Genomic DNA, 13,544 nt, shown 5'->3' on the forward strand with positions numbered 1-13,544 from the left:
CGGCCCGCTGATCCGGCCGTGGCCGCGGTGCAGGCCGATGCCGGCGCCGCGCAGCCAGGCGACCTGGCCCTCGTCGTCCCAGCCGGAGGCGAACCGGTCGCGGCGTTCGAGCACCGCGGTGGCGTCGAGCGAACCGGTGACGGCGGCGGCGGCGCCGGGCAGCGCCCGGACCGCACGGAGCGCGGCGGCGTCCCGCAAGAGCGCCTTGGTCGGCATGCAGGCCCAGTAGGAGCACTCGCCGCCGACCAGCTCGGACTCCACGACGGCGGCGGTCAGCCCGCCCTGGACGAGGCGATCGGCGACGTTCTCCCCGACCGGTCCGGCGCCGATGACGACGACGTCGACCTCGGTCGCGGCGCTCACCGGGCGACCTTCGCGGCGCGCCCGAGGCGCAGGGCGGAGAGGAGGAAGAAGATGCCGCCGAGGGTGGCGTAGCCGGCCAGGCCGGTCAGCGCGCCACCACCCGAGATGGCCTGCAGGATGAAGCCCGAGCCCGCGAGCACGGAGATGCCCCCGCTGAGGATCATCGGCCACTGCCCGCCGAGCCGGCGCCGGACCAGGCCGACGGCGAGCTGGACCGCGCCGGCGGTGATCGCCCACACGCCCCAGACGACGAGCACGGCCGGGACGCCGGACGTCGCCGCGACGGCGAGCCCGATCACCGTCAGGGCGCTCAGCACCATGTTGACGATCAGCAGCGGCGTCGGGCGGACGGCCCGCGAGGCGCGGTGGTCGACGACGGCCGCTCCCAGGTCGACCAGCGGGTAGAGCAGCAGGAGGCCCACGGTGAGCGGGCCGAAGGTGCGCGCGGTGAGCGCGAGCAGCACCGCCCACACCACCGCGAAGACGAAGCGGGCGAGGTAGAGGGTGCGCAGTTGCGGGGCGAGTGCGGCGGGAGGGGTGTCGGTCGTGCTGGTCACGTCAGGTCCTGTCTCTCCGGTCCGGAGATCGTCCGGACCACTAGTAGAATGACTAGTCACTCTACATGGATCGACGATGAGGGCAAGCGAGGAGGAGCGGCTTATGATCGAGCGGGTGAAGAAGGGGTCGATGCGCGAGCGGCTGGTCGAGGCGGCGACGGAGCTGTTCTACGCCGAGGGGCTGCGGGCGGTGAGCGTCGACAAGGTCATCGAGCGCGCCGGCACCACGAAGGTGACCTTCTACCGGCACTTCTCCAGCAAGGACGCGCTCGTCGTCGCCCACCTCGAGCGGCGCGCGGAGCAGGAGCGGGCCGGCGTCACCGGGGCGATCGAGCAGGCCGGTGGCGACCCGGCGCAGGCGCTGCGGCTGATCTCGGAGACGCTCGGCGTGATGTCGTGCCAGCCCGGGTTCCGCGGCTGCCCGTTCATCAACGCCGCTGCGGAGTACCCCGACCCTGACAGCGAGGTCCGCAAGACCGTCGCCGAGCACCGCGGCTGGTGCCGCCAGACCTTCGAGGACCTCGTGCGCCCCCTCGGCCTTCCCGACCCCGCCGGCACCGCCGCCGACCTCATGCTGCTGCGCGACGGCGCCATGGTCGCCGGCTACCTCGACGACCCCGAGCCCCTCGCCGCCTCGTTCCTGCGCAGCGGCCTCGCCCTGATCGGCCAGGAGTGACCCGCGCCGGGCTGAGCCTGTCGAAGCCCGAACCCAGCCGCCAGCCGCACACGAACGGCACCCCAACGGGCTGAGCCTGTCGAAGCCCGAGCCCACCCACGCCCAAACGCCACCGCAACGGGCTGAGCCTGTCGAAGCCCGAGCCCAGCTCACGGGCCAGCAGCACCGCGGTCACCGCACTGGCACCGCGCCGGCTCACCCGACGCGAGCACGGGTCTACGGTCGCTGGAGCTCACCGGCCGGGAACGACACCCCGGTCAGCTCCTCCGAGACCGCCCACAACCGCTGCGCGACCGCCTCGTCCAGCGCCGCGGCCGACCGGCCGACGAGCTTCGGCGCGCCGCGTCCCTCGAACACCCCACCCGGCCCGGCGTAGCTGCCGGGCGGGACGTCGGCGGTGGCCGCGTACAGCGTGGGGCGAGCACCGTCCTCGTCGCTCTGCCCCACCCGGCGGAAGAAGGCCGACGCGAGGCCGTGCAGCGGCGCAGGCACGCTGCCGGGCCGCAGCAGGTTCGTCGCCGCCAGACCGGGGTGGGCAGCCGTGGCGAGCACCGGCGACCCGGCCGCGATGAGACGCCGCTGCAGCTCGGCGGTGAAGAGCAGGTTGGCGAGCTTGGACTGCGCGTAGGCCGCCATCGCCCGGTACCGACGGCGCTCCCAGTTGAGGTCGCCGAAGTCGATCCGGCCACCCCTGTGCCCCATGGAGGAGACCGTGACGACCCGCTCCCGGATCCGCGGCAGCAGCAGGTTGGTCAACGCGAAGTGGCCGAGGTGGTTGGTGCCGAGCTGCAGCTCGAAGCCGTCCGCGGTGCGGGAGAGCGGCGGGATCATCACGCCGGCGTTGTTGATGAGCAGGTCGACCGGCCCGGGGAGGCCATCGGCGAAGGACCGCACCGAGGCGAGGTCGGCCAGGTCGAGCCGGTGGACGTCCACCTCGCCGGTCATCGTCGCGGCGGCCTCGGCGCCCTTCGCAGTGTCGCGGACCGCGAGCACGACGCGGGCACCACCTGCCGCGAGCGCCTTCGCAGCCGCCCGGCCGATGCCGCTGTTGGCGCCGGTGACGACGACGGTGCGCCCGGTCTGGTCCGGGACGGTCGGCTGGTCGGCGCTCACGTGCCCCAACGTAACCGGCGACGGTCAGCGGCCGGCGCGGCCGTGCGCAGGGTGACGGTGGAGCCAAGGGGACTCGAACCCCTAACCCCCTGCTTGCAAAGCAGGTGCGCTACCAATTGCGCCATGGCCCCGCGCGGCGAGCGGGCGCTCACCGCCGTCCGATGATAGACGATCCGCCGCTTCCGCGGAGTGTTCGTCGACCCGAACTCTGGTGTCCGGCATGGTCGAACTAGGGTGGCGTCATGCGGAGCAGCGCGGGTGCGTGGACGGCCGTGGTCGGCGTCCTGGTGCTGCTGCTGTCCGCCTGCCAGCCTGCGGCGCGGGCCGATGAGGACGACCGTCCGCTGGTGCTGACGACCTTCACCGTGCTCGCCGACATCGCCCGCAACGTCGCCGGACCGCACCTGCGGGTCGAGTCGATCACCAAACCCGGTGCGGAGGTGCACGGCTACGAGGTGACGCCGGGTGACCTGCGGCAGGCCTCCGAGGCCGACCTCGTGCTCGACAACGGGATGGGCCTGGAGGGTTGGTTCGAGCAGTTCGTCGCCGAGCTGGACGCCCCCCGCGTGGTGGTCAGCGAGGGTGTCGAGCCGATCGACATCGCGCCCGACCCCGAGAACCCCGGCGGCTACGCCGGACGTCCCAATCCGCACGCCTGGATGAGCCCGCTCAACGTGCAGCGCTACGCCGCCACCATGGCCGACGCCTTCGCCGAGCTCGACCCTGCCCACGCCGCCGACTACCGCGCCGCCGCCGAGCGCTACGCCGCCGAGCTGCAGGACGTCCACGACGACCTGGTCAGCCGGCTCGCCGGCCTGCCGCCGGAGCACCGCGCCCTGGTCACCTGCGAGGGCGCCTTCTCCTACCTCGCCCTCGACGCCGGACTGACCGAGGTGTACCTGTGGCCGGTCAACGCCGAGCAGCAGGCGACACCGCAGCAGATCGAGCGCGCGATCGGCACCGTCCGCGCCGCCGGGATCCCGGCGGTGTTCTGCGAGTCGACGGTCTCGGACCGGCCGATGCAGCAGGTGGTGCGGGCGACCGGGGCCGCGTTCGGCGGCGTCCTCTACGTCGACTCGCTGTCCGAGCCGGACGGGCCGGTGCCCACCTACCTCGACCTCATCCGCCACGACATCGACCTCATCGCCACCTCCCTCGGAGGACGCCCGTGACCACCCCCGCCGTCGAGGTCGACGCCCTCACCGTGCACTACGACGACGTGCTCGCCCTCGACGACGTGACGCTGCGGCTGGCGCCCGGGCGGGTGTGCGGGCTGATCGGCATGAACGGGGCCGGCAAGTCGACGCTGATGAAGGCGGTGCTCGGTGCCGTGCGCCCTGACCGCGGCACGGTCCGGCTGCACGGGCTGACGCCGGCGCGGGCCCGCCGGAGCAACGTCGTCGGCTACATGCCGCAGAGCGAGGCCGTCGACTGGGACTTCCCGCTGTCGGTGCGCGACGTGGTGATGACCGGGCGCTACGGGCACCTCGGGTTCACCCGTCGTCCCCGCCGGCGCGACCGGGACGCCGTGGACGCCGCGCTCGACCGGGTGGGACTGGCCGACCTCGCCGACCGGCAGATCGGACGGCTGTCCGGCGGCCAGCGCAAGCGGACCTTCCTCGCCCGCGGGATCGCCCAGGAGGCGCGCGTGCTGCTGCTCGATGAGCCGTTCGCCGGCGTCGACACCACCTCCGAGGCCACCATCACCGGGCTGCTGCGCGAGCTCGCCGCCGACGGCGTCACCGTCCTCGTCTCCACCCACGACCTGCACGCACTGCCCGAGCTGGCCGACGAGGTCGTCCTGCTGCGCCGCCGCGTGCTGCGGCACGGTCCGCCGGCGGAGGTGCTGGCGCCGGAGACGCTGGCGCTGGCGTTCGGGCTGGACGATTCAGCCGGGTCGGGAGGTGCCCCCTCTGACGGATTCAGGACGGCCCTTCGACAGGCTCAGGGCGCTGGGATCGGCGAAGCGCACGACGACGGGAGCGTGCGGTGATCGAGTGGTTGGTCGAGCCATTCACGTTCGGCTTCATGCAGACCGCGCTGGCCTCGACGCTGGTCGCGTCAGTGACGTGCGCGGTGCTGTCGTGCTGGCTGGTGCTCATCGGCTGGTCGCTGATGGGCGACGCCGTCTCGCACGCGGTGCTGCCCGGGGTGGTGCTGGCCTACGTGGTCGGGGCGCCCTTCGCCCTCGGTGCGCTGGTGTTCGGGGTGCTGGCGGTGGTGCTCATCGGGGTGGTCCGCGACACCGGGCGCGTGAAGGAGGACGCCTCCATCGGGATCGTCTTCACCACGCTGTTCGCGCTCGGACTGGTGCTGGTGTCGGTGACGCCGTCGCAGACCGACCTCACCCACATCATCTTCGGCAACCTGCTGGGCGTCTCGCCGGCCGACCTCGTGCAGATCGTCGTCCTCGGTGCGGTGGTGCTGGTGGTGCTGCTGCTCAAGCGCCGCGACCTCGTGCTGTACGCCTTCGACCGGGTGCACGCCCACGCCATCGGTCTGGACGTCCGGCTGCTGTCGGCGCTGCTGCTCGGCCTGCTCGCGCTCACCTGCGTGGTGGCGCTGCAGGCGGTCGGGGTGGTGCTCGTGGTCGCGATGCTCATCATCCCCGGCGCGACCGCGCACCTGCTGACCGAGCGGTTCACGCGGATGCTGGTCCTCGCGCCCGCGCTCGCGGCGGCCTGCGGGGTGCTGGGGCTCTACCTCAGCTACCACCTCGACACCACGCCGGGGCCGATGGTGGTGCTCGCGCAGGGAGCGGTGTTCGCGGTGGTGTACCTGGCCAGCCCGCGGAACGGGCTGGTGGGACGCCGGCTAGCCGCGGTCCGGCGTCGGCGGCGGCTGGCAGCGGTGTGAGGCGCCACGCCTCCAGCCCGACCCAGCGGTTGGAGCGTCGACGTCCTGCAGCTGCTCGTCTTTCGACAGGACCAGGCCTGGCGTCGAGCTGGACGGACCGGCCACGGCTGCTCGCCCGGCGTCAGGCGTCCGAGACCCAGATCGCCTCGGCGGCCGCGGGGCCGAGGCTGAGCGGCGTGCCGTCGACGGTGAGCTCGAGCGTGCCGGTGTAGGGGGCGGGCTCGCGGACGTCGACCACGGTGCCGATCTGGACGCCGCGGTCGGCGAGGAACTGCAGCAGGCCGGGGTCGGCGTCGCTGATCCGCTCCACCCGCATGCGGGACCCCGGTTCGACGGTGGTGAGCACGACCGCCGTCGGCAGCTCCACGGTGCCGTCGGCACTCGGGATCGGGTCGCCGTGGGGGTCGCGGCGGGGGAAGCCGAGGACGGCGTCGATCCGGTCGACCATCAGATCGGAGACGGCGTGCTCCAGCGTCTCGGCCTCGTCGTGCACCTCGTCCCAGGAGTAGTGCAGCGACTCCACCAGGAAGGCCTCGATCAGCCGGTGCCGGCGCACCATCGCCAGCGCCAGGCGACGCCCCTCGACGGTCAGCTCGACCGCGCCGTAGCGGACGTGGTCGACCAGGCCCTGCTCGGCCAGGCGGCGGATCCCGTCCGAGACCGAGGACGCCCGCAGCCCGGTCCGCTCGGCCAGCACCGTCGTCGTCACGGGCGCCTCCGACCACTCCGACAGCGTCCAGATCGCCTTGAGGTAGTTCTGGGCGCTGGCGCTCAGCTCGGAGACGGACACGGCCGCAGTCTAGGAAGTCCGCCCGGCCGCGGGCAGCGGTCAGCCGGTGGTGCTCGCCCTTCGACAGGCTCAGGGCGCTGGAGTGGGGTTCGGCGCGCCGGTCGCGTCACCCGCCCTTCGACAGGCTCAGGGCGTTGGGGTGGGGCTCGGGAGGCGAGGGGTGTCGGTGGCGTGGCGCATGATGGGCGGGTGAGTGCTGCACCCGTCCTGCTGGCCGTCGACGGCAACTCGTTGCTGCACCGCAGCTACCACGCGCTGGCCGGGACGGGCGCGCGGACGGTCACCGGGGAGCCGGTGTGGGCGGTCCGCGGGCTGCTCACCCAGGTGGTGGCGGCCGCCGACCGGGTGGGGCCGTCCCTGGTGCTGGTCGGCTTCGACGACCCCGACCACAGCCGGCGGCGCACCCGCTGGCCGCAGTACAAGGCCCAGCGCGCCGACAAGCTGCCCACGCTGGTCTCCCAGCTGCGGCTCGCCGCGGCGGTGCTGCGCGAGCTCGGCGTGCACGTCGTCACCCCGGACGGGCTCGAGGCCGACGACGTCCTCGCCACCGCCGCCGCCCGCACCGCCGCCGCCGGCGGGCGCACCGTGCTGGTCACCTCCGACCGCGACGCCTTCGCCCTCATCGACGAGCGCACCAGCGTGCTGCGGGTCATCAACGGCGGCGTGGACGCCTCCCCGCTGATGACCCCGGACCGGCTGGAGCTGCTGCTCGGCGTCCGCCCGCACCAGTACCGCGACTTCGCCGCCCTGCGCGGCGACCCGTCGGACAACCTGCCTGGCGTCTCCGGGATCGGACCGAAGCGGGCCGCCCGCCTGCTGGCCGCGCTCGGCACCGCCGAGGCGGTCTTCGACGACGTCGCCGCCGGCGGCGCCCGGGTGGCCGAGCTGGTCGGGCCGAGCACCCGCGACCGGCTGGCCGACCCGCAGGCCCGCGCCTGCTGGGAGCTCAACCAGGCCGTGATGGCCAACGTCTGCGACGTCGACCTCGGCCTCCACCCCGACCGCGGGCCGGGCCGGCTCCCGCTCTCCCCGGACGTGGTCCGGCGGGTGCTGGTCGGGCACGGGCTGCCCGGCACCGCCAAGGTCGCGGAGCACTGCCTGTCCGGGCTGGAGCCCTGTCACCCCGGACCGCCCGGCCCCGGCGACCCCGTGGTCGACTCCCTGCCCTGGGACGCCCGTGCGGAGTGGCGCTCGCGCCAGACCCTCCCGCCGCTGCCCACCCGTCCGGTCGACCTGCAGGCCACCCTGTTCTGAGCCAGGGTCAGCCCGGCGGCATATCCCCTTCTGGTCGCACCGGCGACACGGTTGGATGGGTCCGTGCTGTCGGACCTGTTCCAGCTGGTCCTCGCCGAGGTGGGGGCGGCGCTGACGCTGCAGCCGCACGTCAGCGGCGTCGGCGCGGGCGACCAGGTCCTGGTCGGTGCGGTGCTCGCGGTGCTGGTGGCGGTCTCGATGCTCGCCGGCGAGAGCGCGCTGCTGGCCATCAACCGGGTCCGCGGGCTCGCCTACTGGCTCACCCTGGTGATGACGGCCACCGGCGTGCTGCTGCTCTACCTCACCCAGGCGAGCCTGCTGTGGGTGCTGGGCCTCGCCATCGGCCAGCCCACCGACTGGCTGGTGCTCGCCTACGCGACCCTGCTCGCCGCGTCGCCCAAGCTGCTGTCGTTCGTCCAGATCGTGCCCGGCTTCGGCCCCTTCCTGGGACGCCTGCTGTCGGCCTGGGGGTTCCTGGTGCTGTGGGCGGTCACCGCGTCGGTGTTCGCCGTGGGCGACGGGCTCGCGCTGCTCGTCGCCGCCACCGCCGGGCTCACCGGGCTGGCGGCCAGCCACTTCGGCGGACCACCGCTGGTGCGGGTCCGCGACCGGATCTGGACGGCCATCACCGGACGTCCGATGCGTCGCTCCAGCGCGGAGCTGCTGCAGGTGCCCGGGCTGCTCGACGACGGTGCCGTGGGTGAGCGCCGGTGATCGCCGGGTTCCCTCTCGCCGAGATCGTCGTCGGGGCCGTCGCGCTGCTCCTGCTGCTGCTGATGACCGCCCCGTTCGAGGCGCTGTGGTGGTGGTCGCAGCAGGAGGAGCCGGTGCAGCGCCGTCCCCCGCGCGAGGTCGGCCCCGCCCCCACCGAGGGCACCACCTGGATCGTGTACCTGGCCGGTGTCGGCACCGCGTCCTCGGAGTCCAGCCGTCCCGAGCAACCGCTGCTGGACCGGTTGCGGGACCGCCTCGGCGACGAGGCCGTCCTGGTCACCGGCGTCTTCCCGTACTCCGTCCTCGACCACGGCCTCACCACCGACCGCGACCTGTCCTGGCTGTGGCGGGTGCTGGACCGGATGCAGCGGCGGAAGTGGCCGGTGCTGCCGCTGCTGATCAACCTCTACAACGTCTTCCAGGTGCTGGTCTCGGCCGACCGCCGCTACGGGCCGTTCTTCAGCCTGGCGATGGCCCGCACCATCTGGGGACGGCTGCGGGCGGCGGGCTACCAGCCCGGCAGCGGCGACCCGGTGGTGCTGCTCGGCTGGTCCGGCGGGGGGCAGATCTGCCTCGGGGCGTCCTGGTACCTGGCCGACCAGGGGGCGCCGGTGTACGTGCTCAGCCTCGGCGGCGTGCTCTCCTCCGACCCCGGCCTGGACCGGGTGCGCCACCTGTGGCACCTCTACGGCTCGCGGGACCGGGTGCACCGGCTGGGTGGGCTGCTGTTCCCGTCGCGCTGGCCGACATCACGGGACTCCTCCTGGAACCGGGCCAGGCGGGAGGGACGGATCACCACCACCGAGATCGGCCCGTACACGCACTCCGGCTCGCCGTCCTACCTGACCCGGCGGCCGCAGCCCGATGGCTCCGTGCCGATCGAGGTCACCACCGAGGCCCTGCTCGGCACCCTCGCCGGGGCGGGTCTGCTGGTGCGCGACCGGGCCCGCTGACCGGGGTGGTCAGCGGGCCCGTCGGCACAGCTCGGCGTGGTGCGGCGCCTCGCGAGAGGCGTCGCCGTCAGACGTTGTAGCGGTCCCCGTTCGGCGAGGTCGGCAGGCAGCACATGATGAAGACGATCAGGCCACCGATCGAGGGGATGAGGTTCAGCAGCACGAGGAAGCCGGACTGGCCGGTGTCGTGCAGCCGCCGCACCTGCAGGGCGATGCTCGGCACGATGATCGCCAGCCCGTACAGGCCGATGATCAGGGCGATGATGCCCAGACCGGCGCCGGCGCCCGAGCTGACCTGGGACGGGTCGGAGGCGCTGCCGGCGGTCGCGCCGACGATGGCGAGCGCGACCCCGTAGAGCACGGCGACGACGATGACGTTGAAGAGGGTCGCCCAGAGGTACTCGCTGCGGCTGGCGCGGCCGTTGAACTGGGCGTACTTCTTGAAGAAGCGCCCGATCGCCTGCCCGAAGGAGGCGCCGTAGAGGGGCTGCGTCAGCGGGTCACCCGACGACGGGCCCTGGCCGTAGGGAGCGGGCTGGCCGTAGGGGTTGGACTGGCCGTACGGCTGGGAGGGGACGCCCTGGGAGGGCCCGGAGGCCTGCGGGTCGTACTGCGGCTGTGTCATGGCGCAGACGCTAGTGCCGACCGAGGCCATCCGGGCGGCATTTCCATGCCCGAGGGTGCGGCGTCACCGCGAAGCGGCGCTCAGAGGAACTGCGCCGGGTCGAACTCCTCGATCGGGATGACCCGCAGTCGCGGCAGCCGCTCGTTGAACGCCTTGACGTCCAGCTCCAGGTCGATCAGTTCCATCCCGCGCTCGGCCAGCGCGGTGAAGCCGGAGTTGCGGAACTCCGAGAACCCGACCAGCGCGGTGCGGCGCTCGCCGACCAGCGCCGACATCTGCGGCAGGAAGTCGCCGTCGTGGCTGGCCAGCACGACGTCGCCACGCCGGCGTCCGATCTCCTCCAGCGTGCGCTGGATGGCGATGTCCACGACCTTCTCGTCCGACGCCCCCGACAGCGGGATGGTGACGAAGCCGATCGCGGTGAGCGCCTGCACGAACGGCATCGGCAGCTCCCCGGGCACCGCGAGGAAGAACAACCCCTTGACGGGCTGGCTCCAGCGGGCCTCGACGAACTGCAGCAGGCGCTCCCAGCGGGGGCGTTCCTGGGGCAGCGGACGGCGCCGCAGGATCGACTGACCGAGGGTGGCGTCGAGGTTCTCCCCGTCGACGAGCAGGTAGGTCAGGGGCGCGTCGCCGTCGGTCATGACGGTCACGCTACGCCGCCTGACGGCCGTGTGCCGGACGACCCGCGCCAGGTAACGAAAAGATCACGAACGCGGCCCTGACGCTGAGAGGCTTGCGGTACCGCGGAGGGCGCGGTTGCCTGTGGGCTCGGTCAACGCCGCCCCAACGGGTGGTCCCGGCCCCGCCGACTCCCCACAGGGAAGGACCCCATGAACCTCGAAGAGGCGATCAACAGCTTCCTGGACCCGTTCAGCACCGGGTTCGCCAACCTCGTCTTCGCCGAGGTGACGCTCGGCCCGATCAGCTTCCCGGTCGTGGTGGCCTGGCTGGTCCTGGCCGCGGCCGGCTTCACGATCTACTTCGGCTTCATCCAGTTCCGCGGCGCCAAGGTGGCGGTGGACGTCGTCCGCGGCAAGTTCTCCAAGGCCGACGACCCCGGTGAGGTCACCCACTTCCAGGCACTCGCCTCCGCCCTGTCGGGGACGGTCGGGCTCGGCAACATCGCCGGTGTCGGCGTCGCGGTGACCATCGGCGGTCCCGGTGCCACCTTCTGGATGATCGTCGCCGGGCTGCTCGGCATGTGCACGAAGTTCGTCGAGTGCACCCTCGGCGTGAAGTACCGCGACATCGACGAGGACGGCCAGGTCTCCGGCGGCCCGTTCAAGTACCTGCCGATCGCCTTCGGCGAGCGCAAGCACCCCGCGCTCAAGGTCGTCTCCCGCGTCCTCACCGGCGTCTTCGCCGTCTCCATCCTCATCTTCGGGGTGGCCGGCGCGGGCATGTTCCAGTCCAACCAGACCTTCCAGCAGCTGCAGTCGATCACCGGCGGCGCCGAGGACGGTCTGCTCAGCAGCACCACGGCCAAGCTGGTGGTCGGGCTGATCTTCGCCGGGCTGGTCGCGCTGGTCATCATCGGCGGCATCCGCTCGATCGCCACCGTGACCAGCAAGCTCGTCCCGGCGATGGCGATCTTCTACGTGGTGGCCTGCCTGCTGGTGCTCATCGTCAACGTCGACCAGATCCCGGGTGCCTTCGCCTCGATCATCAACGGCGCCTTCAACCCGGTCGGCATCGCCGGCGGTGTGGTCGGCGTGATGATCGTCGGCTTCCAGCGCTCGGCGTTCTCCAACGAGGCCGGTATCGGCTCGGCCGCCATCGCCCACTCCGCGGTGAAGACCCGACGTCCGGTCTCGGAGGGCTTCGTCGCCCTGCTCGAGCCGTTCATCGACACCGTCATCATCTGCACCATGACGGCGCTGACCATCATCATCGCCGACACCCCGTCCTACAGCGCGGCACAGGAGGCCTACCGCACCGACCAGACCGAGGTCGGTGGCGTCACGCTGACCTCCGACGCCTTCGCCACGGTGCTGCCGTGGTTCCCGGTGCTGCTGGCCATCGCGGTGGCGCTGTTCGCCTTCTCCACCATCCTCACCTGGTCCTACTACGGCCTGAAGGCCTGGCACCACCTGTTCGGCAAGCGCCGCTGGACCGACATCCTCTTCCGGGTGCTGCTCTGCGGGTTCGTCGTCATCGGCTGCCTGGCGGCCCTGTCCAGCGTGGTGACCATGGCCGACGCCGCCCTGTTCCTGTGCGCCTTCATCAACATCATCGGCCTGGTCATCCTGCTGCCGGTGGTGCGGCGGGAGATGACGGCCTACCTGCGCGACCGGAAGGCCGGCACGCTGCACGAGCTCGGCGCCGAGGACGAGGCGGAGCTCGCCGAGATCAAGCGCGAGCACGGCAACGACTGACCCCCGGCGGACGGGAGCCCCGCCACCGGAGCGGTGACGGGGCTCTCGTGCTCCCGCGTGCGGACGCCGCGATCAGGCGCTGGCCTCGATGCTGGGCGTGGTGCCCTCGGAGGAGCTGAGCACCTCGATCTTGCGGGGCTTGGCGCGCTCGGCGACCGGGATGGTCACGGTGAGCACACCGTTGTCGTAGCTGGCCGAGATGCGCTCGGTGTCGATGCCCTCGCCCAGGGAGAGCTGGCGACGGAACTTGCCGCCGAAGCGCTCGGAGGTCAGCCACTGGACGCCCTCGTCGCTGCGCGCGGTGCGCTCGGCGGTCAGGGTCAGGGTGCCCTCGTGGACGCTGACGTCGACCGAGCCCGGGTCCACCCCCGGCAGGTCGGCGAGCAGCACGTAGTGGTCACCCGCGCGGAACAGGTCGACCGGCATGAACCGGGGCACCCGAGACGTGTCACCGCTCATGCCGAGGAGCTGCTTGGTGATCGCGTCGAAGTCGGAGAACGGGTCGAAACGAAGCACAGCCATCACCTCCCACATGTGCGACCGGCCCGGCCACCGTGGCCGGGACCACTGCGCTGTGCTGTGCACCTCCAGTATTAGCACTCGACGAAGGAGAGTGCTAGCGGCCGCGTTCGCCCTCAGCGAACACGTCCGGATCACGCGCCAGGGCGTCGAAGAAGGCCGACTTGGCCGCCTCGACGTCGGTGCCCCGCTTGAGCTCGTTGTACCGGTGGCGTGCCGCCGGGTCGTCGCGCAGCCGCGCCCAGCCGCGCACGAACCGGGTGTCGTGCTCGCCTCCCACGACGGTCACCGCGATGCCGACCACCGGCGGCTCGCGGCGCTCGAAGGTGGCGAACTCGTCGGTCCAGATGGCGGGGTGCACCGGCTCGGCCACCGTGCGCAGCCGCTCCACCGCCGCGGCCAGCTCTCCGGGGGCGACCCGCAGGTGCAGGTCGACATCGCCCTTGGTGAGCAGACCGGGCAGGCTGCTGCCGCCGGTGAGCACGAGCTCTCCCGGCACCTCGTGCCGCGCCAGCAGCGCGGCGGCCTCCCGGGCGGTCGCCCGGGCCCGGGCGACAGTCGCCTCGTCGGTGGTGCGCACCCGGCGATCGTCGCACCGCGGCGGCCGCCGGGCGACCGGACGCTCAGCCGGGCAGCCGCGCAGCCAGCAGCTCGAGCACGTGCTGGTAGGACGTGCCCGTCGCGCGGGTCATCCCCAGCTCGCAGGTGCGGTTGCAGGAGGCGTGCGCGTCGGCACCCACCCGCGC

Annotated in this window: 16 protein-coding genes and 1 tRNA gene; 8 read left to right on the top strand and 9 right to left on the bottom strand. The window is 72.7% G+C overall.

The window, feature by feature from the left end; translation table 11 throughout:
* On the bottom strand, positions 1 to 363 hold a 363-nt coding region (locus DVA66_RS09025), incomplete at its 3' end, for an FAD-dependent oxidoreductase (protein WP_198671614.1).
* Complete coding sequence (locus tag DVA66_RS09030) at positions 360 to 920, bottom strand: hypothetical protein (RefSeq protein WP_114559787.1); 561 nt, start codon at positions 918 to 920, stop codon at positions 360 to 362. The genes DVA66_RS09025 and DVA66_RS09030, both read right to left, overlap by 4 nt.
* Before the next feature lie 76 nt (positions 921 to 996).
* Here DVA66_RS09030 and DVA66_RS09035 point away from each other — a divergent pair, with 76 nt between their 5' ends.
* A complete protein-coding gene (locus DVA66_RS09035) occupies positions 997 to 1,596 on the top strand; it encodes a TetR/AcrR family transcriptional regulator (protein ID WP_232821861.1) in 600 nt (199 codons plus the stop codon).
* 216 nt (positions 1,597 to 1,812) lie between these two features.
* On the opposite strand, the gene DVA66_RS09040 is transcribed toward DVA66_RS09035, so the two are convergent.
* Together DVA66_RS09040 and DVA66_RS09045 are read right to left on the bottom strand one after the other, a co-directional pair.
* A complete protein-coding gene (locus tag DVA66_RS09040; RefSeq protein ID WP_114559789.1) occupies positions 1,813 to 2,709 on the bottom strand; it encodes an oxidoreductase in 897 nt (298 codons plus the stop codon).
* 58 nt (positions 2,710 to 2,767) lie between these two features.
* Positions 2,768 to 2,840: transfer RNA gene (locus tag DVA66_RS09045), tRNA-Ala, on the bottom strand.
* A 111-nt stretch (positions 2,841 to 2,951) separates the two neighbouring features.
* Between DVA66_RS09045 and DVA66_RS09050 the strand changes: the two genes are divergently transcribed.
* The 3 genes from DVA66_RS09050 to DVA66_RS09060 are packed head-to-tail and all read left to right on the top strand — an operon-like array spanning position 2,952 to position 5,565.
* Entirely contained in the window at positions 2,952 to 3,881 is a 930-nt protein-coding gene (locus DVA66_RS09050) for a metal ABC transporter substrate-binding protein (RefSeq protein WP_114559790.1), read from the top strand.
* Positions 3,878 to 4,702 (top strand): metal ABC transporter ATP-binding protein, encoded by an 825-nt coding sequence (locus DVA66_RS09055; RefSeq protein ID WP_114559791.1) that lies wholly within the window; start codon positions 3,878 to 3,880, stop codon positions 4,700 to 4,702. The genes DVA66_RS09050 and DVA66_RS09055 overlap by 4 nt, the downstream gene beginning before the upstream one ends.
* Before the next feature lie 35 nt (positions 4,703 to 4,737).
* Positions 4,738 to 5,565 (top strand): metal ABC transporter permease, encoded by an 828-nt coding sequence (locus tag DVA66_RS09060; RefSeq protein WP_114559798.1) that lies wholly within the window; start codon positions 4,738 to 4,740, stop codon positions 5,563 to 5,565.
* A gap of 121 nt (positions 5,566 to 5,686) precedes the next feature.
* Here the strand turns inward: DVA66_RS09060 and DVA66_RS09065 are convergent, their stop codons facing one another.
* A complete protein-coding gene (locus tag DVA66_RS09065) occupies positions 5,687 to 6,355 on the bottom strand; it encodes a metal-dependent transcriptional regulator (protein WP_114559792.1) in 669 nt (222 codons plus the stop codon).
* 189 nt (positions 6,356 to 6,544) lie between these two features.
* Between DVA66_RS09065 and DVA66_RS09070 the strand changes: the two genes are divergently transcribed.
* From DVA66_RS09070 to DVA66_RS09080, 3 genes are all read left to right on the top strand, one after another.
* Complete coding sequence (locus tag DVA66_RS09070; RefSeq protein WP_232821862.1) at positions 6,545 to 7,609, top strand: 5'-3' exonuclease; 1,065 nt, start codon at positions 6,545 to 6,547, stop codon at positions 7,607 to 7,609.
* A gap of 63 nt (positions 7,610 to 7,672) precedes the next feature.
* Entirely contained in the window at positions 7,673 to 8,323 is a 651-nt protein-coding gene (locus DVA66_RS09075) for a hypothetical protein (protein WP_114559793.1), read from the top strand.
* The gene (locus tag DVA66_RS09080; RefSeq protein ID WP_114559794.1) at positions 8,320 to 9,276 is read left to right on the top strand and encodes a hypothetical protein; all 957 of its coding nucleotides are present in this window, start codon (positions 8,320 to 8,322) and stop codon (positions 9,274 to 9,276) included. The genes DVA66_RS09075 and DVA66_RS09080 overlap by 4 nt, the downstream gene beginning before the upstream one ends.
* Before the next feature lie 67 nt (positions 9,277 to 9,343).
* On the opposite strand, the gene DVA66_RS09085 is transcribed toward DVA66_RS09080, so the two are convergent.
* Both DVA66_RS09085 and DVA66_RS09090 read right to left on the bottom strand, forming a co-directional pair.
* The gene (locus DVA66_RS09085) at positions 9,344 to 9,901 is read right to left on the bottom strand and encodes a DUF805 domain-containing protein (protein WP_114559795.1); all 558 of its coding nucleotides are present in this window, start codon (positions 9,899 to 9,901) and stop codon (positions 9,344 to 9,346) included.
* An 80-nt stretch (positions 9,902 to 9,981) separates the two neighbouring features.
* A complete protein-coding gene (locus tag DVA66_RS09090; protein ID WP_114559800.1) occupies positions 9,982 to 10,545 on the bottom strand; it encodes an NYN domain-containing protein in 564 nt (187 codons plus the stop codon).
* 189 nt (positions 10,546 to 10,734) lie between these two features.
* Between DVA66_RS09090 and DVA66_RS09095 the strand changes: the two genes are divergently transcribed.
* Positions 10,735 to 12,279 (top strand): alanine/glycine:cation symporter family protein, encoded by a 1,545-nt coding sequence (locus DVA66_RS09095; protein ID WP_114559796.1) that lies wholly within the window; start codon positions 10,735 to 10,737, stop codon positions 12,277 to 12,279.
* A gap of 72 nt (positions 12,280 to 12,351) precedes the next feature.
* Here the strand turns inward: DVA66_RS09095 and DVA66_RS09100 are convergent, their stop codons facing one another.
* Complete coding sequence (locus tag DVA66_RS09100) at positions 12,352 to 12,801, bottom strand: Hsp20/alpha crystallin family protein (RefSeq protein WP_232821863.1); 450 nt, start codon at positions 12,799 to 12,801, stop codon at positions 12,352 to 12,354.
* 94 nt (positions 12,802 to 12,895) lie between these two features.
* Positions 12,896 to 13,378, bottom strand: a complete 483-nt coding sequence (locus DVA66_RS09105) for a GrpB family protein (protein WP_157973925.1) — start codon at positions 13,376 to 13,378, stop codon at positions 12,896 to 12,898.
* Between the last annotated feature and the right edge of the window lie 166 nt (positions 13,379 to 13,544).

This window comes from Desertihabitans aurantiacus (assembly GCF_003344635.1).
Taxonomy (GTDB): domain Bacteria; phylum Actinomycetota; class Actinomycetes; order Propionibacteriales; family Propionibacteriaceae; genus Desertihabitans; species Desertihabitans aurantiacus.